At 65.8% G+C, this 21,324-nt stretch carries 10 protein-coding genes and 2 pseudogenes; 6 read left to right on the plus strand and 6 right to left on the minus strand.

Annotation, left to right across the window (positions count from 1 at the left end):
- The first annotated feature begins 595 nt into the window (after positions 1-595).
- Both AB0C04_RS20750 and AB0C04_RS20755 read left to right on the plus strand, forming a co-directional pair.
- Positions 596-1,117: a hypothetical protein gene (locus AB0C04_RS20750; protein WP_357056975.1), complete on the plus strand. Its 522-nt coding sequence runs from the start codon at positions 596-598 to the stop codon at positions 1,115-1,117.
- A gap of 135 nt (positions 1,118-1,252) precedes the next feature.
- The gene (locus tag AB0C04_RS20755) at positions 1,253-1,495 is read left to right on the plus strand and encodes a hypothetical protein (protein WP_357056977.1); all 243 of its coding nucleotides are present in this window, start codon (positions 1,253-1,255) and stop codon (positions 1,493-1,495) included.
- Positions 1,496-1,510: 15 nt separating this feature from the next.
- Here AB0C04_RS20755 and AB0C04_RS20760 read toward each other — a convergent pair.
- The 4 genes and pseudogenes from AB0C04_RS20760 to AB0C04_RS20775 all read right to left on the minus strand — a co-directional run bounded on the left by AB0C04_RS20760 (position 1,511) and on the right by AB0C04_RS20775 (position 10,460).
- Positions 1,511-2,375, minus strand: a pseudogene (locus tag AB0C04_RS20760) (IS5 family transposase).
- A gap of 161 nt (positions 2,376-2,536) precedes the next feature.
- Positions 2,537-2,980 carry a hypothetical protein gene (locus tag AB0C04_RS20765; RefSeq protein ID WP_357056980.1) on the minus strand — a complete coding sequence of 148 codons (444 nt, stop codon included), beginning with the start codon at positions 2,978-2,980 and terminating at the stop codon, positions 2,537-2,539.
- Between the two features lie 359 nt (positions 2,981-3,339).
- Entirely contained in the window at positions 3,340-3,807 is a 468-nt protein-coding gene (locus tag AB0C04_RS20770; protein WP_357056983.1) for a barstar family protein, read from the minus strand.
- Complete coding sequence (locus tag AB0C04_RS20775) at positions 3,804-10,460, minus strand: RHS repeat-associated core domain-containing protein (protein WP_357056986.1); 6,657 nt, start codon at positions 10,458-10,460, stop codon at positions 3,804-3,806. Before AB0C04_RS20775 ends, AB0C04_RS20770 begins: the two co-directional genes overlap by 4 nt.
- Positions 10,461-10,616: 156 nt before the next feature.
- On the opposite strand from AB0C04_RS20775, the gene AB0C04_RS20780 reads away from it, so the two are divergent.
- The 3 genes from AB0C04_RS20780 (at position 10,617) to AB0C04_RS20790 (ending at position 17,430) form a co-directional block, all read left to right on the plus strand.
- A complete protein-coding gene (locus AB0C04_RS20780) occupies positions 10,617-15,086 on the plus strand; it encodes a LamG-like jellyroll fold domain-containing protein (protein WP_357056989.1) in 4,470 nt (1,489 codons plus the stop codon).
- Positions 15,087-16,126: 1,040 nt separating this feature from the next.
- Positions 16,127-16,591: a barstar family protein gene (locus tag AB0C04_RS20785; protein ID WP_357056992.1), complete on the plus strand. Its 465-nt coding sequence runs from the start codon at positions 16,127-16,129 to the stop codon at positions 16,589-16,591.
- Positions 16,592-16,983: 392 nt separating this feature from the next.
- Complete coding sequence (locus tag AB0C04_RS20790) at positions 16,984-17,430, plus strand: DUF3592 domain-containing protein (RefSeq protein WP_357056995.1); 447 nt, start codon at positions 16,984-16,986, stop codon at positions 17,428-17,430.
- Positions 17,431-17,635: 205 nt separating this feature from the next.
- Here AB0C04_RS20790 and AB0C04_RS20795 read toward each other — a convergent pair.
- Positions 17,636-18,499: pseudogene (locus AB0C04_RS20795) on the minus strand (DNA methyltransferase); the annotation flags it as partial.
- Between the two features lie 115 nt (positions 18,500-18,614).
- The gene (locus AB0C04_RS20800; RefSeq protein WP_357056998.1) at positions 18,615-19,514 is read right to left on the minus strand and encodes a hypothetical protein; all 900 of its coding nucleotides are present in this window, start codon (positions 19,512-19,514) and stop codon (positions 18,615-18,617) included.
- 779 nt (positions 19,515-20,293) lie between these two features.
- On the opposite strand from AB0C04_RS20800, the gene AB0C04_RS20805 reads away from it, so the two are divergent.
- Positions 20,294-21,163 (plus strand): hypothetical protein, encoded by an 870-nt coding sequence (locus AB0C04_RS20805; protein WP_357057285.1) that lies wholly within the window; start codon positions 20,294-20,296, stop codon positions 21,161-21,163.
- Positions 21,164-21,324: the final 161 nt, after the last annotated feature.

The following is a 21,324-nucleotide window of genomic DNA, read 5'->3' on the forward strand; positions in this document are numbered from 1 at the left end:
GCGGCGTCCGACAACTCGCCGCTTCTCGGCAAGGTCCGGTGCAGCCCCCGAAGGAGCTGGTAGTCGATGAGTCCGCCGCGCTTGGGCCTCGGCCAGGATGGCATCGAGTCCGCGCTGCCTGCGCCAGGCGGACCCACGGGACAAGGCCGAGCTGTACAGCCGCATCGGCCTGCGGATGATCTACCAACCGGGCACCAAGACACTGAAGGCCGAGATCGTCGCAAGCGATCTCGGCCGTGTGCTTAATGTGTGTCCGAGGGGCGACACGACCCATTGCCCCACCGTCGATGACGCTCAGCGCAACTCTAAGGCTCGCGCAAGTCTAGCTGCGGTGGGACCTCTTCGGGACCGCCGAAGAGGTCCCAACCACAAGTGCCTCGTCAGGGCGTTGACCGTGGGATCGGCATCCCAAATAATGGCGGGTCGGCCCGCCCATGGAGGACAGTCCGGAACGCCGATCGTCGATGCCTGTCCTGGGTATCGCGGCGAAGCTCGGCGCCCGAGATGCCGGGTCACGCTAGTGAGCGGGCCAGGTCCGGGTGGGCCGGCGCCCACGGCCCGTAAGCAGGTCCCAAGGCTCCAGTGTGTCGCTGGCGTGGGAACTAGCGCCACGCGTTCCCAAAATGCTCCAGTCAGCCATGCGGTTGGCTGCGCGCCCTCGATCCCGCCACCGCAGCCCGCGAGCGATGACCTGATTGGGGCCTGGTGCGGATCCTACGGCGACCGGATCGACATGCGCCAGGATGGGCCGTCACGGCTGGACTCGCTTTCGGACGGCTACCTCTCGCACCTCCTTCAGGACCTCCGACAGACGTACAGCGACCAATACATCTGGCGCACCTACTTCGACGGCCGCCGGCCCGCATCCGCCCAGGGCACATGGTTGCTCAGTGAATACAAGGACGACGACAACCGCGACGACGATGACGAACGATGGGTACGACTTGACTTCGGGGAAGGCACGGCCGCGCCCACGCGCGACCATGAATCCCCACAGCGATACCGATTCAGAGACGCGCTGCTGGTCAGCCACGACGGCAACGGGTTCGAGCTGTTCGCCCTCGACGGGCTGCTTGACGAGGGATGGTCGAGCCGATTCACCCCGTGCTCTGATTGACCTGCAGGAATCAGAGCTCAGGCGGAACTACAGCCGCGCCACGAGCGGCAACGGTGCGGTACCTGCCGAGAGGGCCTGGGCCCTGTCCTGTCGATCTTGGGGCATGTGGCGGGAGGCTGCAGCTAGGGTTCGGCCGTGGTTGTGGTCAACATGGTGGAGAAGTTCGGTGCGGACGGCTTCCTGCAGCGGTCCTGGGATTTGCCATCGGACGTCGTAGGGCCACTGCGCGCGCACGTCGACGTGACGGCTGAGGGTTGGGTCATGGACATGTGGCCGATGACGGCAGAGATCGCCGCGATCGTGCAGCCTTGGGTCGATGAGCCGATTGATGTGGGATCGGATACCTGGTTCGTCAGCTCTGGTCAGGTGGCCGCATAGGGCAGTCGGTGTCGATCACGGGAGCCACATGGTGGCGGCGATCAGGACGAGGCTGGCGCGGTAGAGGGACGCACGTTTGGCGTAACGGGTGGCCAGGTCACGCCATTGCTTGAGCCAGTTGAAGCAACGTTCCACGACGTTGCGCTTCTTATAGATCACCTTGTCGAAGGCTGGTGCCTGCCGCCGGCGCTGCCCTTGGCGGCCCTGCGGGCGACCTGGTCGGATCGTTCAGGGATGACGTGCCGGATCCCGCGTTGCCCCAGGGTTCGACGAGTCGAGTCATGCGCGTAGCCCTTGTCCGCGATCAGCACATCCGGTCGCTTGCGGGGCCGACCGGGCCCGGGATCGTTGACCCGGATCGCGTCCAGCAACGCCAACAGCTGGGGGTTGTCGCCGGCCTGGCCCGGGGTGAGCAGGATCGACAACGGCCGTCCACGACCGTCGACGGCGAGGTGAATCTTCGTACTCAGTCCGCCGCGGGATCGGCCGATGGCCTCACCATCTTGCGCACCAGGCGTCGCCGGACTTGCTGGGGAGCCCCCTTTTTGCGGGCGCCAGCGGCATGCTGGTGCGCCCGCACGATCGACGAGTCGACGCTGATCGTCCACTTCACCGGTGTGCCATCGTCATGGACCTGCGCCGCGACCAGGATCCGATCCCACGTTCCATCCGCCGTCCAGCGACGCAGACGTTCGTGGCAGGTCTTCCACGGGCCATACCGTTCCGGCAGGTCCCGCCACGGCGCACCCGTGCGCAGCTTCCACAAGATCCCGTTGATGACCTGACGGTGATCCCGCCACCGGCCCCGACTGCTGCCCGGCTCCGGTAGCAGCGGCGCGATCACCGCCCACGCCTCATCGGTCAGTTCACCACGACGCACCACCGGCACATCGTCAACGATCAACCACTACATGATCGGCAGGGCACGCCCTAGGGGCTACAGCGCCATCTGGCTCCGGGCCAAGGGCCGCCCGAACGCGGCGCATCCGAGATTAGCCCGCGCTCGGTGGCGAGGAAGGCGCGCAACCCGTGGACGGTCCGCTAACCCTCCGGCAAGTCCCACAATGCAGTGATCGTGAAGCTGTAGTCGATCGCCCTCACCAAGGCGATCCCTTGCCGGCCCAGGTCGGCCCGATCAGCCCATCCGGCCAAGGCGTCCAGGAAGCCGACCGGGTCACGCTGCACGCCCATCAGCAACTGCGGCAGCGCATGACGCGGGAGGTCGATATGAAGCCCGACCTGGCGGCCGTGATGACGGTCCGGGCCGCCGTCCTGCCACACCCGCAGGTCCTCACCAACCGCCTGGATCTCAGGGCCCGGGTCGTGACCCAGCCACGGCGAGCCGCCAGTGAGTGCCTGCGCCCAATCCCGCCAGTCCTCCAATCCGGCACAACAGCCCGGCACCACGGCTCTTCCGGTGCTGGGCTCAGCCACCCGCAGGCCACCGGCGATGATTAGTAGTTCCTCGGCGAGCAGGGCGTCCACGACCTCATCGCGGCTTGTCGGCGTTCGCGGTGTCCGACGGGTAGGCGTCAACGGTGGCCGGGGTGGCGCGGCGACGCCGGCGACAAGCCCCTCAATTACCAGGCTCTGCCTGACTGGCCTTGTTCGCCTCGACCGAGGGGCCCCGGCCGAGGCGAACAAGATACAGCTCCACCGCGCGTGTGCGACACCAAAGCTGTCGGCGATCTCCGCGACTGTTACCTTCGCGAACATCGCCCACCGCCTGCAACCGCCTCGCGTCGAGCCTTGACCCTGGCCCCAGCCACCGCCACCGCGACTGATCCCGGACGAAAATTCCGCCCAGCGCTAAGGTCAGGCCGACGTGCCACGCCATCCTTGCCTTAGCCCTGACGATTCAAGCTCTGCAGTTCCGACTCTAGACGGGATACTGCAGCGCCAGCACAAATCAGCAGTACATCAAAGACGACCGGCTGTCCGCCCCTGTAATTGCCGGGTCCCGCCCAGTGCGTAGACACGGTATTCAGGAGTTGCAAGAAAATTCCTCTCAAGCCCGGGTTCTGCGACAATGCAAGATCGGCATTGGAGATGGAAAGGATGTAGCGATTGGCGGGCAGCCAATCCAGGTCACGAAGACAGTCGGACAGCGCCGGCCAGTTCCAACCGAAATAGTTCGGCAGCTCGAATGCATGATAAAACTGAGTGAAAACCTCGTCCTCGTCGCCCATGTCCGCTCCGTCAACATGTGCAACGACCACCGTTCCGGCCGGCGGCAGGAGATCGGCTGTGCGGTAGCGCGTTTCGCTGTCGACTACTCGCACCCGACCGTGATCACGATCCCACATACTCATGATCCAGGAACCGCCACAATATAGGTCTGATAATGGGTCGGGGTGTAATAGATTGAGCCGTCTGAGCCGGTAATGATCCGCTCACCCCCCGGATTGGGATTACTGGGCGACTGCACGGTTCCCCATTCTCTGTACTCGATGGGCTCGCCGGAGGACCGGTATCTTGGAAGCACGTATGCACCGCCGCCGCCGTCGTTGCGGAATCCCTCTGGAACCGGCGGCCCCCCCTTGGAGCCAACCGACTCACCGATAACTCCATCTCGGCGAATGCCGCGGATGACAAGTTGAGACTCGGCGGGAATCGTGCTGGGTATCCAGCCGCCGAGGTTGGCGGTATTTCCAAGCGTAGCACCCGTCTCACGCGCAGCGGCGAGTTGGGCCGCTTCTCCTCTAAGAAGGACCGCTCCCCGGGCCGCGGGGTTCACTAGTCCCAATTTGGCAAGCACGACAGCGACTATGTCGGCAACGAGTAGGCAGTGCCAGGTCGGCGCCACTTGGACGCAGCCGTGCGCGGGCGAATCCCAGCCGGCTGAGACGGATCCTGCTCCTGTGCCCGTGAAGTCGGGAGCAATCGGGTGATCCCGCGTAGCCCAACCGGGGCATCCGGGGCTGCTCCAGGCACCCGGAAGAGAGCAGTATTTTTCACCTCCGACATCTGTTCCACCGCCTGGCTTCGGAGTCAAATCCTTGGATTGAGAGCAGCGGGGCCAACATTTCGGATCTTTCTCTTTGTTTTTCCGATTGCCATTCTCGTCGCCTGGACGATAGTCGGGGCAGCTCGCGACGGTCAGACAGTCGGTCGGGATCATCCCGCTAGGGTCGCTGGAGGTAACAGGCGTGTTGTTGGCGTACGAATAGCCGTTCCACTGCTGGGGGTGATTGGGATCCTGAACTGGGTCGATTGAGGCAAATCGGCCGATCTTCGGATCGTAGGCGCGGGCACCTACGATAGTCAGTCCAGTCGAACTCATGGGCTTGTTGAGGAATCCCCGGTTGTCGGGCGTGTTGACCGCCGCGCCGCGAGGCCCGCCGTAGGGGGTGTACTGCCGCCAGTTGGGGTTTTGGGCGGTGTTGTCGAGGTAGAGCGAAGGTGTGCCCTGATAGTCGTTAACGGCGAAGGTGTACGCGGTTCCGCTGCCCGAGCGAATACAAGCGCTACCGCCCGGAAGTTGGTAGTAGCGGTCGCCGTCAATGACGCCAGTGCTGGTGTCCAGGGCAAGCTGTTGTCCAGGCAGATAAAGGGTGTTCTTCCCTGGTTCCTTCTGCAGCAGCAGGCTGCCGTCGGCGTCGTAGATGAAGGTGCTGTCGCCGCTGGTGCCGCCGGTGACTTCGGCGAGTTTCCCGGCGCTGTCCCAGGTGAGGATTTGGTCGCCTTGGCTGGCGTTGCGTCCGACGGTGTTGCCGACCGCATCGTAGGTGTACGAGGTCGTGCCGGTCGCTCCACCGCTGGTGGTCGCAGCGGTCAGCGTGTGAGGCTTGTTCTGGTTGTTGCCGTTAAAGGTGTAGTCGGTGATGGTGTCGGCGCTAGCGCCGAGATCGTGCTCGACTTGTTTGGTGCGGTTGCCGATCGGGTCGATGGTCCAGCTGGTCCAGTACGCGGTGTCGCCGCCGATGGTGTTGCCGACCATGGTTTTGTTGGTGTTCGTGGGGGTGGTGGCGCAGTTGTCGGTTGCGGTCCAGGCTTCGGTGAGGCGGGCGAGGCCGTCGTAGCCGTAGCACTGGGTTTCGGCGGGGGTGCTGGCGCCGTAGCGCTTGCTGATCCTGCGGGTGATATTGCCAGCCTGGTCGTAGCGGTATTCCTGCTCGTCAACATTGGTTGGGGTGGCGGTGGAGCGGGTGACGATCTGATTGGTCGGTCGACCGGTGTGTGTGTCATAGATGTTGGTGACGAAGGCGTGGCTGGTGGCCGAGCCAATTTTTTGCTGGTTGACGCGGCCCCAAGCGTCATAGCTGACGCCCTGGCTGTATCCGGCGAGACCGCCGAGGGTGGTGGGAAGGTCGAGCACGCCGGAGTAGCCGTGCACCACTGTCTCGGATGCCAAGCTCCCCTTTGAAGGGTAGGTGTCGGTCAAAGGCAAGCCCAGCACTGAGGTGTAGCTGCGCCCGAAGATGTAGGACCCGGCGAGAGCGCCCTCGCTACCGGGGATGGTGACGATGACACCCAGGCTGTTGCCGAAGACGTCGAAGCCCTTCTGCTGGGTGGTGTACGCCTGGGCGTCCCGGTAGGCGACCGTCGTAGTCAACTGCCCGATCGCGTTGGTGACCCCGGCGACGGTGTTGCTGTTGTCATAGACCCATGCGGCCCGCTTGTTCGCCGCCGATTGGTTATCGCTGGGAGCCGCGTACTCTCCGGTCTTTCGGTTCAGTGCGTCGTATGTGTAGGACAGCGTTTCGTCTCGGCCGTCGGTGGACTGAATAAGGTTGCCGCTGGCGTCGTAGCGCAACCTGCTGTCACCGGCGTCAGGGTCAGACTTGGCTACAACCTGACCGAGCAGGTTGTAGGTGGAGGCCCAGATGTTGTTCTTGGCATCGGTGAGCGTGGCCTGGTTTCCGTGACTGTCGTAGCCGTACTTGGTGACGGTCGCCACGCCACCGGTGACGGTAAAGGTGCCGGTGAACGTGTCCGCTGGCGTAGTCACCGCTGGCTTGCTGCTGTATTCGTGCAGCTCGTTCTTCCTGCCCAAAGGGTCGGTAATGGTGGCCGCTACCACCCCGCCGGCGGGCGGGACCACTGTGGTCCGGTCACCGCCGTAGACCGTAGTAGTCGTAGACACGGTCACCCCGTTCTTGGCGGCGACAGCGTTCACCGGCCGGCCCAGACCGTCATAGGTGATGAAGGTCTGGTTCGGTACCTCCTTTTTCAGGCCGGCGGCCGACACCGGAGTCGTGACCGCCGGTAAGTTGCCGTCATCCCACCAGCCGTTGTACGAGGCGCGAACCCAGCCGCGTGTGTCGTAGAACGTATCGGTGATCATCCGACCGCCCTGCGGAGTGATGGTCTGGCTCTGGCGACTACGGAGCAGTGCGTCGTAGATGGCGACAGAGGTTTGGTAGCCGTTAGAGTTGTTCAGCTTTTGGGTGGTCACCGCGGTCACGCCGGTTTTGGAGATGGTGTAGCTGAACTTGTGGTTGGCCGCGCTGCTGGTGGCACGGGAGTTCAACCAGACTGCCGTGCTTCGGCCCAGCGCATCGTACTGCTGCCGGGTGGTGATCAGGTTAACGTCCGTGCTGGTCAGAACGCTGCCACGTCGAGGGTTGACGGTGGTGGAGACGGTCTGGCTCAACGCGTTGGTGGCCGACATGCCGGTGACCAGCTTCACCGGGTTCATGGTGTAACCGCTGGTCGTCTTATTACCCCGACCGTCATAGGACTCGGCGACCCGACCATACGAGTCGTAGGTCGACTTCTGGCTGGTTTGCCAGGTGTAGGCGTTGGAGGTCCAATCCGCGGCGAGTTGGGTCATGGTGACATTGCCCTTGGTGGGGGCGATCGTCTGGGGAAAAGTGGCGGCGAAGTCCTTGTCGTCGTAGAAGGTGCGTTCGGCCTTGACGACCTGACCAGGTCGGCTGACCGTTGCCGGGGCGGACAGGGTGTTGACGCTTCCGGGCTCCGAGGTGGGGTTGCCTTGGCTGAATCCGTCGCAGGCGACAGCGACGGTTTCGGTTTGGCTGACGAGGCCTACCAGGTTTTTGCCGGTGTTGACCGGGGCGTAGGTGTAGGTGGTGCATTGGTCGTAGACCGGATCGGTGGGCACGGTGTGGGTGTAGGTGTGCTTGAGCTCGCCGAAGGTAGGGCTGCTGGCGTTCGCGTCGTAGCTGTTGTCGGTGGCGGTGTACCGCCAGGTCGGTGACGCGCCGCTGGTGATTGCCTGCCGGCTGTGGTTCTTAAGGTGCTGCACCCACTGCGCCGTCAACGCCGAAAGGCCCGTCCGGCTGCGGGTCGCGGTCGCCCCGGAAACCCAGTAGGACGCGATCGTCGACGAGTCGATGCGGCCGCCTTCGCCGACGTACTGGGTCGATTCCAGCTCTTTGCCAGCGAGTTCGTCGATGTCCTCGTGGGTTCCGCCTGCGGAGTCGGTCAGATTGACCACGGTGGTGTTGTTGTTTCTAGACATGCCGCGGTAGTAGGCGACCTCAGAGAGGGTGCGCCGGTCGTTGACCCCGTCACCGGTAAGCGTCTGTACCCTGTCATAGCCTCGGAACTGGCCGTAGCTGCGGTACTTGGCTTTGACGACCTCGTTCTCGTCATAGTGCCACGCGGCGCCGCCCAGGTACTTGTAGTTGGTCGACAAAGCCGCAGCGCCGCCGGTCGGGTCAGTGGAGGTGATCCGGGTAACGGCGTATTTGTGGAACCAGTCCTTCTTCGGAGCGGTGTAGCCGTCAGGAGTCCAGTACACCGGGTAACACGATTTGGTGTTCGCCGCCGGGTCGGTGCTTACCGGTGCCGTGCAGGGCACGGGCAGTTCGTAGCTGGGGCTGATGACAGAGCCGGTTTCGGTGGTGATGGTGGCGATACGCTGCCGGTAGAACGACGGAAGTCCGCCGGTGACGTCCACCCGGTTGGGCAGCTTGACGCTCGTGAACGAGACCGACGGCAGGCTGATCGGCGCAGTCGATCCACCCGCGCTGGTGTCGTGCCCGGTGCGGGCGATCGAGGTAAGCCATAGCGTTGGGGAGGTGCCATCGCCGGTCAGCGGCATGGTATGGCTCAGAGCGTAGGAGTCGATCTTCTCGTGCTTCGACGTCACCGTGTCGTACTGCTGCGTCTCGATGGAGGTCAGGCGCACGGTGGAAAAAAACGACGGGCTCCAGCCGTCACAGTCGGTGCCGGAGTTGCATATTAAGTCGTACGGCAGGTCCGGCCAGTTAGCCTTCGTCGTTGCGTTCAGCGGCTGGCAGGTGCCCGACATACAGCGGTCGCCGGTGTTGAACACGACCCGGTTCGGCACGGTGCTGTAGGCGCCGCCGTCGGTGAAGCCGTAGTCGATCCGCGCGAGGTGGCTGTCGCGGATGTAGGACACGTCGGTGGTGCCCTTGTTACGGCCGTAGTAGTTGGTGGCCTGGTTGTAGTAGTAGGCCATTGCGTTGCCGTGCACGTCGGTGACGTAGTCCAGGTTCCACCGGTACGCCATGGTGCACACCGATGCCGAAAAGCCTTCAGGCTTGTAACACGGACCGTCGGCGTGCGGTGAGTACACCGGCGTGTGATCCACCGAGTTCGTAGCCGGCTTCTCTGAAGTCCAGCCTGGCAGCCGGTTACGGCCGAAATCGTAGGTGGTGCCGTCGCGCAGCGTCACCCGCCAGTAGTCGGTGTTGTAGGTGCCGGTGCCGTTGCCCGAGTTTTCGACGTGGGTGATGACTTCGCCGTTGTCCGACTCGGGCTTCCACACTCGTTTTGTCGAGTCCCACACCAGCGCCGTCGAGGACCCATTCAGCGACAGGGTGAGGATCGGCCCGTCATAGCACCGGTCGAAGGTCTTCACTGGCGATGGCTTGCCACCCGGGTCGTCCATGCAGGAGGCGAAGGTCTGCTCGACATACGATCGCGGCGTGGACCAGCCGTCGCCCACCCATGATGACTGGGCGTTCGTGGACGCCGTTTGCCCGTCGACGCTGGCAGAGTCGTAGGACAGGGCCACGGTCGGCACCAGGTCTGACGCGGCTGGAGGCACCGTGATCGGGTATGAGTAGGTGAAGGAGCCCGTGCTGCCACCACCGGTCCAGGAACCGGAGGGCTTGAGGTCGGTGGCTGCGTAGGTGCCGCCGTTGCCGCCTTCCTCGCCGGCGGTCGCTACTGCGGCCAACACGGTCGGTCCGTTGACTATCCGCGCTTCGGTGCCGGCGGCGGTCAGCGGGACCTCCGCCGACACCGCCTGAGCGGCGAAATCGTTGGTCGACGGCAACGGGGTTGCGGTTCGGCACTGCGCCACCTTCGGTGTTGTCAACGCGCAGGCGGGTAGTCGGACCAGTTTCAACCGCGAGCCGTAGTTGCCGCCGGAGGCCTCGGCGAACTCGGCATAGTCCAGGCCGATGCGTACGGGGCCAGACTCGGATGCGCCGTTCGGGTTCATCGACAGCAGCACGCCGTCGACACCCGCCGCCTCGGCGGCGGCGGGCTCGGCGACCTGGACGTCGATGTTCTGCGGGCCCGTGTAGCGCCCGGCCTTGAGAATTGGCTGCGCCCAGACGGGTGTGTCAGCGGAGCGTGCCTTCGCCGCTGCCGCCGATGGCGTCCGCGGCGTGGTCAACTCCAGCCGCGCCGACGACGCCTTCGGCCAAGCCGTCCGAGTCGGCTTGTAGGCCGACTTTGCGTCGTCCGGCGGCGTCACAAACTTTGTTGGCAGGGGTTTGACGCCCTTGACCGACGGCCCGGGTGACGTCGTCGGCGGCTTCGCCAACCCACCGTCCCGAGGTTTCGCTGACGCCGGTGAACCCGACATCAGCCCCGCCACCAGCGATGCCGCCACCGCCATCGTGACCAGCCGTCTGCGACGAGTCAGCAAGCGCGTACCCCCGTGCCCGACCATTCGGAACCTCACCTCTGCGAGATACAGGAAGGCCACGCAGAGTGTTCGCACGCACACTCCCGTGGCGCGAAACAATCTTTCACGTCCCACTCTGCCGAAGGTCACGAGGGCGTAACGATTGATCATCCGCGGATGATCAAACCGGTCGCAGTGAGTTCGAAAGGGACGACTGCGTGTGAGGTCAGCGTTCCTTGGAGCCCGTGCGGGCTGCTTCACTGGGGCCGCCATCGGACGCGGGTCCACGCGCTCCGCGGACAACAGTCACGGGGGAGGCACCTCTTCATGCCCGAAAACAGGCATACCCATTGGACGACACGGCGGAAAGCAGCCACGGCAGGCATAGCCGTCGGCTACCTCGTGGCCAGTACGGCTACCGCGCTGTCCATTCCGTCAGCGGCTTCGGCGGCGCCTTCGAAGCCCGCCGCCGCCACCTCGCTCAGTGTCGAACAGGCCATGGCGCAGGCCAAGCGAACCGGCAAGCCGGTTGAGGCCACTGCCGCCGGCACGTCCACCTCCACGTTCACTGCCAGCCCGGACGGGTTGGTCGAGTTGACCCAGACCGCCGTGCCGACCCGGACGAGGGTCGACGGCCAGTGGAAGGAACTCGACCCGACCCTGGTCCGGCGGGCCGACGGCAGCGTCACCGCCGCCGTCACGAGCACCCCGATCCGCTTGTCCGCCGGTGGCACCGGCCCCTTCGCGGAGATGACCAGCGGTGACCGAAGCTTTGCCATGGCCATCCCACTGGCGCTACCGGCACCGACGCTGTCCGGGCCGACCGCGACCTACACCGATGTGCTTCCCGACGTGGACCTCACCGTCCGGGTCACCGGCGACGGTTCCTTCTCCCACGTCTTCATCGTCAAATCTCCGGCGGCTGCGGCCAACCCCGCGCTCGCCAGTATCGAGCTGAACACCACCACCAAAGGTGTCACCCTCACCGCAGACGAGGCCGGAAACATCACCGGCCGGGACCGCGCCAGCAAGCCAGTCCTCACCGCGCCCGCCCCGATCATGTGGGACTCCACCGCCGCCACCGCGCCGGCCGCCCGCGGCGCCCTGTCGACCACTGTCGCCCCCGGTCGGGCCGCTAAGACCGCCGCCGTCGATGTGAAGATCACGCCGGGGAAGCTGAACCTGACCCCGGACGGCGAACTGCTGACGGACCCGAAGACCGTTTACCCGGTCTACATCGACCCGACGTTCACGTGGACCCCGGTGGGGCAGAGCAAGACCGGCTGGGCGACGATTTCCTACCAGCACCAGTCGACCAACTACTGGAAGAACACCCCCGACCTGATCGGGCGGATGCAGGTCGGCAACTCCGGCAGCCAACGCTCCAACACGTTGATCAACTTTCCGGTCCCCTATGGAACCTTGGGCGGAGCGGAAATCTTCGACGCGATTTTCAAAATCACCAATACGCGTTCGTGGAGCTGCACTGACAAGACGGTCAACATCTACGGTCCCGGCAATACCCTTGCGCAGTCGAACGCCACCTGGAACTACTGGGAAGGCGTCAGCAAGGGCAGCGCCATCGCCTCGAAGAGCTTCGCCTACGGCTACAGCGGCTGCGCGGCCGCGGGGGTGTCCTTCGACATCACCGGCCAGATCAGATCCGATGTCACCAACAAAAAGTCAACCCGCACGCTGTGGATGGTCGCCGCGAATGAGGCCAGCGACACCGAGAGCTGGAAGGAATTCCTCGATACCAGCCCTACCCTCACCATCCGCTACAACCACACGCCCAGCACCCCCACCGGGATGAAGACGGACCCCACCACGTCGTGCACCGCCACCACTCCCACGGTCGTCGGTGATACCGCGGTCACGCTCTACGCTCCTGTCTCTGACCCCAACAAGGGCACCCTCGGTGTGACCTTCAAGCTGTGGAAGGCCAGCGACACCACCCAGAAGCCGATCGACCTAACTGACCCCAACTTGCTCACCTACTCCTCCGGCAGCACGGCGGTGAGGATCGTGCCGCGTGAATTGCTGTCGAAGAACGCGCGCGACGCTGCCGACAAACCTGTGCCCACGACCTTCGCATGGGCGGTGCAGGTTACCGACTTCCGCAAGCCCAGCAACTGGTCGGCAACCTGCCGATTCACCTTCGACGCAACTCGAGCGGCGCCGCCGGAGGTGACAGTGCCGGATACGAGCACCGTTGGTAAACCAGTGACATTCCAGGTTACGGCCCCTTCGACCGGCACCAAACCGACCAGCTACGCCTACCAGCTGAACGCGGCGCCGCCGCTGACCGTCGGTGCCGACGCCAACGGCAACGCCAGCATCACCATCACCCCAACCCGTTTCACCAACACCCTGAGCGTCACCAGTATCACCGCTGGCGGCAACAACTTCGGCGACACCACGGCCAAGGTCTTCAACTCGGCCCGTCCGATCGAACCTGCGGTGGACGGTGACATGACCGGCGACGGCATGTCTGACCTCCTCGCGGTCGGATCCGCCAACAACCTCAAGCCTGGTCTGTGGCTGGCGGAGAACAACGGCGCCATCGGTGTCAATCCGAGCGTCACCAACATCGGTACCCGCGGTAACGGCTCCAGCGGTACCTACTCCCCCGCCGACTTTGACGGATCGCAGGTGATCTCTGGTCACTTCACCGGAACCGGCTTCCAGGACGTGCTGGCCTACTACCCGACCACCGGCACCGGCAGCATCATCGCGGGCAACGGCGACGGGTCAGCCCTGACTCCGGAGCTCGAGGTAAGCCAGTTCAATGTGATGACCGACCTGATGCGCGACGAACACGGTCAGTTGCCTACCCAACTCGCTAACGCGGGATATAGCCGAGGATCGGGTTACTCGTTCCCCGACCTGATCGGCACCAGCGGCGACGCCACCAACGAACACCAGCTGATGTACTACCCCAGCTTCGAAGTCCCCGCCATCTTCGGCGCACGCCCAGCCGACGCCCGGACGCCGACCGGCGAAACCGGCTGGAACAACTGGACAATCGCTACCACGCAGACGAGCACCGGTACCGCAATGTTCCTGTGGAACCGAATCACGGGGGCCCTGTATCTCTGGTCCGACATCGCATTCAGCGAGGAGACAGGGCAACTCTCGTACGCGTCGTCTCGAGTCCTCGTCGACTCCGGCTGGGACACCGACGCCGCCGCCGTCCTACGGGCGGGTGACTTCGACCTGAATGGCGTGCCCGACCTGGCGACCATCACTGCGGGTGCGACCACGACCGTGTGGACGGTGAGCAACCTGCAGGCGGGTACAGCCACCATCACCGCACAACTGCCGCAGACACTCATCACCTCAGATCACACGTGGCAGTTTGACGATCACGGCGACGGCGCGGTCACCACCGCGGAAGACATGACGGGAGGCAAGGCGCTCAACGTCGAGGACAGCGACCAGGACAGCGAGAAGATCGACGCCAGGTGGCGTAGCGACGAACTCTTCAGTCCCGCCCTGTTCTTGAACGTCGATGACACCGGCACGCTCGTGAAAACCTCCGGCAACAGCGCGCTTTACCGCACCGAACCACTGATCGACACCACCAAGTCGTTCAGCATCTCGGTATGGGCGAAGCCGACCGCCGCCGGCGGCGTCATCGCCAGCGAGGACGGCGCCAACGCCTCACGCTTCCTGCTCTGGAACAACGCAAGCGACAACACCTGGCGCTTCGGCCTGGGCAACAGCGACAGCGGCTGGTCCTACACACAGGTCGTGACGCCCGCCGGAACCGCACTCGGTGTGTGGACCCACCTGGTCGCGACCTATAACGCCGAAACCCGGACGATCTCGCTCTACATCAATGGCGTCCTCAAGGGCAACGCCCAGTACAACGCGACAGTCACCTGGCCGGGCAGCGGCAAGTTCGTCGTGGGCCGCTACCTCTACCAGGCCCAGAAGACCGCTTACTACGCCGGAATGCTGAGCAACCTCCAGGTGTGGAAGCGGGCACTCACCCCGACCCAAGTCGGGGCGACCAATGCGCCCCCGACCGGCGCCCGCAACCCGTTCGGTTCGACGACCTGGACACCACCGGGCACCGGCACGGCGCAGACGGACATCTACACCACCGACACCAACGGCAACCTGTGGAAATACCGCAAGCAGCTTTCCCCGCCGGATCCGGCAAAGCAGCTGTCTGCCCCGCGTCTGGTATCGACGGGATGGAACCAATTCACGCCGTTCGGCATCGCCGACATGAATCACGACGGCTACCAAGACCTCGTAGCCAGGGACAACACCTCCTGCAACCTCCAGGTGTTCCTCGGCACAAGCGACGACGTTGACCCCAAACCCACGACCCTCGGCAACGGATGGTGCGGCTACCGCCCCTTCGGCGTAGCCGACTGGAACCAAGACACCTTCCACGACGTGATCGCCGCGGGCGGGAACAACGACATGTGGATCTACCCCGGAGACCTCAAGGGCGGCAAGCTTCCCCGCTACGACGTCGGCGACGGCTGGTCAAGCAGCTTCAGCTCATACGGCGTCGCCAATGTGATCGGCGACAAGACACCAGACGTCTACGCCAGAGTAGACAGCACCGGTGAACTTCGCCGCTACGACTTCGCAGCAGCCACCGTCGCCCAGGTCGGTCTCGGCTGGGGCGGCTACACCTCCTTCGGCCTGACTGACTTCAACCGCGACGGCAAGCCCGACATCCTGGCCCGTGAGAACTCCACCGGCATTCTCTGGATTTACCCAGGCATTACGGACGGCCTACTCGGCGCACGGAGCCAGATCGCCACCGGCTGGTAACTCCCAGGGCGGTGGGTCGGGCCTGCGGGCTCGGTCCACCGCCTGATCCGAGCACCGTCCGTCGACGGACGTCGCAGGGCCTGCTCTCATGGTCGCAAGCCGACTACTTCGGGTCCGCCGAAGGAGTCTCCAGCCAAGAGGGCCTGGTCAAGGCAATGCCAGTGGGATCGGAGTCTTAGATGACGGAACGGCCGCCGACTTAAGCACGGTCACTCGCAGTGCCAGACATCGATCCGCACCATGCCTGCCACCGCGGCGCCAGGTGACCTGACACGCCGGCCGGCGCCAGCAACCCTGGGAGCAGCGAGACCTGACCACTCCGATCTCCACTGGGAGGTCAACCGCTCCGGAGCGCGACATCGCTGCTGCTCAGCGACCTGGCCGGGACACAGCCGGGTGAGCTCTTCGCCACGTGACCACTTCGCCGGCCTGCACCCAATCTGCTCCCAACGCAAGGCCGAGCCGCCGCACTCGGTCGTTACCGCCCTGACCTGCTCACACTCCCCCACCAGCCGGTATAGCGAGCGGTTGGTGTCCGTTCAGAGTCGTTGAGCACTGCTTGTGAAACAGGAGGCTGCACCGACTCTGACCTGTGCAAACAAGAAGCCGCAGGCAGGGGCGGGTGCAGTTGAGCGTCCTTTGATGGCGTTCGGCGCAGTTCAAGGCCGTTCAGTGCAACCCGTTGCTCCCAACCTGCTCCCGCGATCCGACGCTCATGACCGGCCTGGTGCCGGCCGGGCGAGGATGGATTCTGCCGCGGGTCGTTCGCCATCCCGTCGTACCTGAGCGGGAACAGCCGTCCGCTGGCATAGACGCCCGGCCAGTGACTGGTGGCCCCAGACGCTCCCGATTTGCTCCCCCGGCCCTGCGGCGGACCGGACGCGCTCACCGATGCCGCGCCCCTATCAGCGGAAGATCCGGTCATTCGGTCGACGCCTGCCCGTCGTACAGTGCTGGCTTCGGGCAACTCAAGACCGCGGAAGACACAGCGTGCCCGAGGCCGCTGAGCTCATGGAACTACGTCGACCTTGTGGGGCTGAATGATAAGCAGCTGGTGGAACGGCTCCGCTGATCAGCTCGCGGTCTGCTTACGCAGTGCCCTGGTCGAGCTGGCGGCAGTGTTACCGGCAACGGGCAGGTTCGTCGTTGCCCGGCTTGACGCAACACGGATGACGGATGCGAACCACGCCTTCTACGAGTTCTCCGACGCGCTGCTCTTTCCCGGCTACTTCGGCTGGAACTGGGACGCACTGTCCGACTGCCTCCGTGATCTGAACTGGTTGCCCGCGGACGGATATCTGATCGTTGTCGAGAACGCCCCCCGGTTGCTGCTGAGCAGCGCCGAAGATCGGCACGCGCTGTTACGGATCCTCTCGCAAGCCGTTCATCACTGGGCGAGCCCGTCCGGCCAGCCAGAGTTCAAGGTGCTGCTGCTGTGCGACCACGACGACGAGGCGGCGCTGTTGCGGCAGGAGATCGCCCGCGCAGTCCATACGATGCGATGAGATCGTCGCTGTGCCCTACTGCCGCCAGCCCATCCGCTCATCAGCAGATCAGGACATGCGCGGCTGTCCCGCGCGACGAGGAGGCTCCTCGACGATCGCGGCGATCCTCCGGAGGGCACCGACCAAGGGATGGCAACCCGCCCAGCGAAATGCAGCGTTCCGTGGCTGCGCCGACCAGCTGTCGTCGCCTCAGAACTGGCACCCTCTACGACGAGACCACCGCCTGCAACACCGCGAACAGCACGATCAGAAGACCACTGCTCGACTCCCAAAGCTCATGGTATGTCTGTCAGCATTACTGTCGACAGCCACTCGCCCCGCCACGGTGGTCGATCTGTTGGCCGCACTAGTGGCGTTGCTTACCCCTTGCGGCCCCCTTCTAGAGTCCGATCATGCGGCGCCGACGGCCAAGCCGAACCTTCCTGCAGGTTTTTTCGACGTTCGGCCTGGCTCTTGCGCTTGTGCTCACAGCGCTAGCCACATGGTCGGTCGTAGACGAGCGTCAAGGATCAGAGGCAGCCGCTGAGGTGATGGATGTCGAGCACCGCGGAGCGAGAACCTTCCTGACAGTTCAGTTCACTACAAATCAGGGCGAGATGTGCGAATCACGGCTGCGCGTTACCGCCGACGCGAACCGGGCTGTGAACACCGGTGATCGCATCCGCGTCCGTCTCGCCAAGAGTGACCCCTGCCTGAGAGTGCGCGAGGCCGACGACCAATCTGGATGGTTGGTCATCCTCGTTGAGGCAGCACTCTTGATCATGTTCGCCATCATGACCTACCTGGCGTGGCGTCGACCCCGAACGCCACTCCCACTCCGATACGCGGGCATGCCCTGACGTGAGTTCCATAGCTGACCCGGCCGCCCGGTCAGACCGGGTGCCCCAAGCCTCGGAGCGTTTCGAACCTTCACGGATGTTGCGAGCAGACAGGATGTCGGCTTACGTCGGTCAGGTTGGCCATCGCCATGCGTCCCGGTTTGCCGAGCAGCTTTCGGGTCGGTGGCACGGCCCGCACCGCGCCGGTGATGTCTGGTAGGCCCGCTCATCGGCGGCTGGGCCCGTCCGCGCTGCCCGCCCGGGGCCGCCGGAAGATCAACACGTCTTCGTGGATGATCAGGTGCAGCGGGGTACTGGCAGCGCGGGCCTTGCGCACCGCCTGGAGTTGAAAGAACGACGGGCGGGCGATGAGCTGTCCGTCGCGGACGGCAGCGAGCAGGGCGACGCACCGTTCGGTCGGGGTGAGTCCGGCGCGGATGCCGGCGGCGATGACTGCCGAGGGCAGGTCGACGAGCTGGCCGTTCTTGCGCCACGGTCGTGCAGTGACCACAACGATGCCGCCGGGGCGCAGCAGCATCGCGCAGCCCGCGAGGATCTGCGCGAAGCCGTCGGCGAGGCCGGTCAGGTCGCGATAGGCGAGGTTGCCGCGGTCGGTGCCGTCGTTGTAGGCGTTGTCGAACTTCGCCACCCCGTCCGCGCCCGGGCGGACCAGCCCGTGCACGGTCGGTCCGTAGGGCGGCGAGGTGACCACGAGGGCCACCTGCCCGGCGAGGGCGGCGGGCAGCAGCGCGCGCAGCCGGGTGGCGTCGCCGCGGACCACGGACGCCCGGCCGGTGGCGCCTTGGGTGTGGGCGTGGGTGACGTTGGCATCGGCGATGTCGGCCCAGCGGGACTCGTACTCGACGCCGATGGCGTCGCGGCCGGCGTGGATGGCCTCGACAAGGGTGGTGCCGACCCCGCACATCGGGTCCAGAACCAGGTCGCCGGGCTGGGTGTAGGCGGCGACGGCGTGCGCGGCGATCGCCGGAAGCATCCGCGCCGGGTGCTTGACTGACTCGGCCACATACCGTCCGCGGCGCTGCACCGGCCCGGTCCGCTGGGCGGTCGCCCACACCGACAGCCCCTGCGGCCCGTCCGACGCCTCATAGCGTGTGGTGTCGTGGGGGTGTCCCTCGTCGGCGCTTTGCCGGCCCCGGCCGCTTTGCGCGCTGGCCGGCTCGTCAGGCCGCCGCGAGCTGGCGAAGTCAGCCACGATGGTCACCGCCCTCGCGCTGTCGTCGAGCGGTGGACGGTGGCGGGGCTGCGCTGAATACGAGGACGTCCGCGTGCACCCGCAGGTGCGCCACCGCCCACTGCTGCTCGCTGGCCTGCTGAGCGAGAGTGAGCAGTTCCTCGTCGCTGACGTGATAGACGAACGTGTCGGCGTCGGTGTCGGCGGCGACAGCGACGATGTGCTGCAGGTAGCCCAGACCGACTGCTGCGGCAGCGGTGGCGATGGGGGTGAAGTCCTCCGGTTCGACCGCACTGGCGGCGATGACGATGAGCACGAGGCAGCCGCCGGGGCGCAGCACCCGCGCGCACGCGCTCAGCAGCCACGCCAGGCGGACCCTATTGGTCGCGTCAGCGAGGTCGAGGGGCCAGCAGGCCACGACAAGGCTGGTCGGCGGCTGCGGTGGCGTGCCCTCGCGGGCCGGGGTGGCCGAGTCGGCCGGCAGGTCCGGGTCGGGGTCGGTGAGGTCGTCGCCGAACCAGACACGCATGTCCGGCAGGTCGCTGTCATCGTCGGGCAGTGCGGTCGGGTCGGGGCGGGGCGACGGGGTGGACGCTGCGATGATCAGGCTGGAGGCGTCGGTGAACCAGCCCGGGTGATGCCGGCGGCCGCCTGCGGCGCAGACGGCGGCCAGGGCATGGTCGCCGGTGAGGTCGACGACGACCTCACCGGGACGGCTGTAGGCGGCGACGAGCCGGTAGGCCAGTCGCCCACCGACGCTGCGACCGGCGTCCGTGGGAATGCGGGCGGTGCGCCACACAGTGACCGGCACCGGCGGGTCGCCGGCGACCAGGTCGATCAGCGTCGGGTCGACGCTGTGCGGGTCGACGGGGCGGGCAGGGTCTTGGTGGTGCTGCGGCGTGTGCTCACTCATGTGGTGTCGGCTCCGCGCCGCGCCGTGGTGCGCTGACGCCCTCAAACCGGCGTCTGTCAGCTACGGCGGACACCCCCTGGTCTGGCAGCGCTCTGACAGCGCTGTCCGCTGAGCACCGTCAGCGGTCCGGGAGGCAGGCCGCCCTGGCGCTGTCAGAGCGGCGCCGCCCGCCGTGGCCGTCGCTGCCGGCACCGGGTGACGAAGACTCGTGGCCATGTCGTCGGCGGCTGTCAATGACATCAGCGTGTGGCCGGCACTGCCAGACCGGCACCGCGCTGTGACAGGGCTCGCGTGTCCGCCCCAGCGGGCGGCGGTGACGGCGCCGCGACGGCCTTGTCATCCGGTCGGTGTCGCTGTCAGATCGTCGTCCGCCGCCGCCGGAGTACTCGTGGCCGGCAGGATGCCACGGCGACGCTTTCAGAAGCGGCGCCTGACAGCGGCCCCATGCCAGACACCGGTGTAACGGCACGGCGGGTTGTCAGACGCCTGCGGGAGCTCGGACAGGCTGTCAGATACGGCGGCACGGCGTCGTCGTGGGCGACGTTCCAGTGTCAACGCGCAGGTCACGATGCGCTTGTCAGACCGCTGTCAGGGGTCGGTGTCTGTTGTCGTCGCGTGTTGTGAGCCGGCGCGCCGACGCGGGCGCGGTGTCATCGCGGACCTGGCCTGGGCTGTCAGAGGTCTGTGAGGTCGCCGTGGCGCAATCGGTGTCCATCGCGCCAGGTGTGACACCGCCTCGGCGTGTCATCGACGACCTTTCCGAGATGGAGTGTGTGGACATGATTGGGTCCCGCCCGGACTGGCCTGATTCGCCGCTGGACGCCGTTGACGCCGCCTTCGCGGCGCTGACATGCGGCCCCGACCCGATGACACTCGATTTGGACACCCTCGGACCTGACACCGGCCTGCCGGACGGTGTCATGGCGCTCCCGGCGCTGCGGGACTGGCTGCTGCGTCACCCGCGCGCCTACACGGCGCGGGACGCGGTGTGGCGGCAACTGATCCGCCGCGCCCGCCTCGACGGCCCGTCCTGGGTCATCGCGGCAGTGGCGATGGCGATGCCCGCGCTGCGCCGCCACGCCGGCAGGCTGCACACCGGCTGGTCCGGTGACGCCGTCGACCTCGACGCCGAGATCCTCACCGGTTTCCTCACCGCGCTGCGTGACCGCGTCGACCTGGCCAAGCCCGCACCGTACGCGGCATTGTGCATGGCCGCCTGGCGGGCTGGATATCAGCTGCGTCAGGGCGCTGGCACCACGGTGCCGGTGCAGGACGTCGACCACGTCACCGGCCCCCGCACCCCGCATGTTCCCTACGGCCACCCCGACCTGCTCGTTCGCCGCGCCGCGCGTCTCGGTCTGCTCGAGCACACCGACCTCGACCCCTACATCGACCTGCGATTGGGCCGTCGCGCGATCGAACCCATCGCCGCCGGTTTGGGCATCACCGTCGACGCGCTGCGCAAGCGCATGAACGGCATTGACGTGCGCCTCGCCGATGCCCTCGCCAAGGGGCTGCTCAGCAGCGTTGTGTCCCCGAAGGCCCGCGCGTACCTGCAGGTCCAGTCCGCACACCGCACGCGCACACGTAGTGGCCGTGCTACCAGCGGTGCGGGCCGACCGTCGTCTTCGGCGTCCGCCGTCGCCTGACCCGTGTTCGGGTCCCGCCGCGGGGTCCGGCCGTGTCGGCCGGGCCCCGTCACTGGTCTCCGCCGACGTGCATGTCCGCGGAACAGGGCGGCACCGGACGGGCTGGTGTTGACCGCATCCCCACGGCCAGCACGGCAACCGTGCGATCTTCTCCGCGTCAC

The organism is Micromonospora sp. NPDC048909 (genome assembly GCF_040649635.1).
In the GTDB taxonomy this organism is placed as follows: domain Bacteria; phylum Actinomycetota; class Actinomycetes; order Mycobacteriales; family Micromonosporaceae; genus Micromonospora.

What these genes read in the sequence shown, in the direction of transcription:
- AB0C04_RS20790 (WP_357056995.1), top strand. Translation starts at nt 16,984, where the DNA reads ATGCGGCGCCGACGGCCAAGCCGAACCTTCCTGCAGGTTTTTTCGACG.
- AB0C04_RS20775 (WP_357056986.1), bottom strand. Translation starts at nt 10,460, where the DNA reads ATGATCAATCGTTACGCCCTCGTGACCTTCGGCAGAGTGGGACGTGAA.
- AB0C04_RS20800 (WP_357056998.1), bottom strand. Translation starts at nt 19,514, where the DNA reads ATGAGTGAGCACACGCCGCAGCACCACCAAGACCCTGCCCGCCCCGTC.
- AB0C04_RS20770 (WP_357056983.1), bottom strand. Translation starts at nt 3,807, where the DNA reads ATGAGTATGTGGGATCGTGATCACGGTCGGGTGCGAGTAGTCGACAGC.
- AB0C04_RS20780 (WP_357056989.1), top strand. Translation starts at nt 10,617, where the DNA reads ATGCCCGAAAACAGGCATACCCATTGGACGACACGGCGGAAAGCAGCC.
- AB0C04_RS20805 (WP_357057285.1), top strand. Translation starts at nt 20,294, where the DNA reads ATGATTGGGTCCCGCCCGGACTGGCCTGATTCGCCGCTGGACGCCGTT.
- AB0C04_RS20785 (WP_357056992.1), top strand. Translation starts at nt 16,127, where the DNA reads ATGATAAGCAGCTGGTGGAACGGCTCCGCTGATCAGCTCGCGGTCTGC.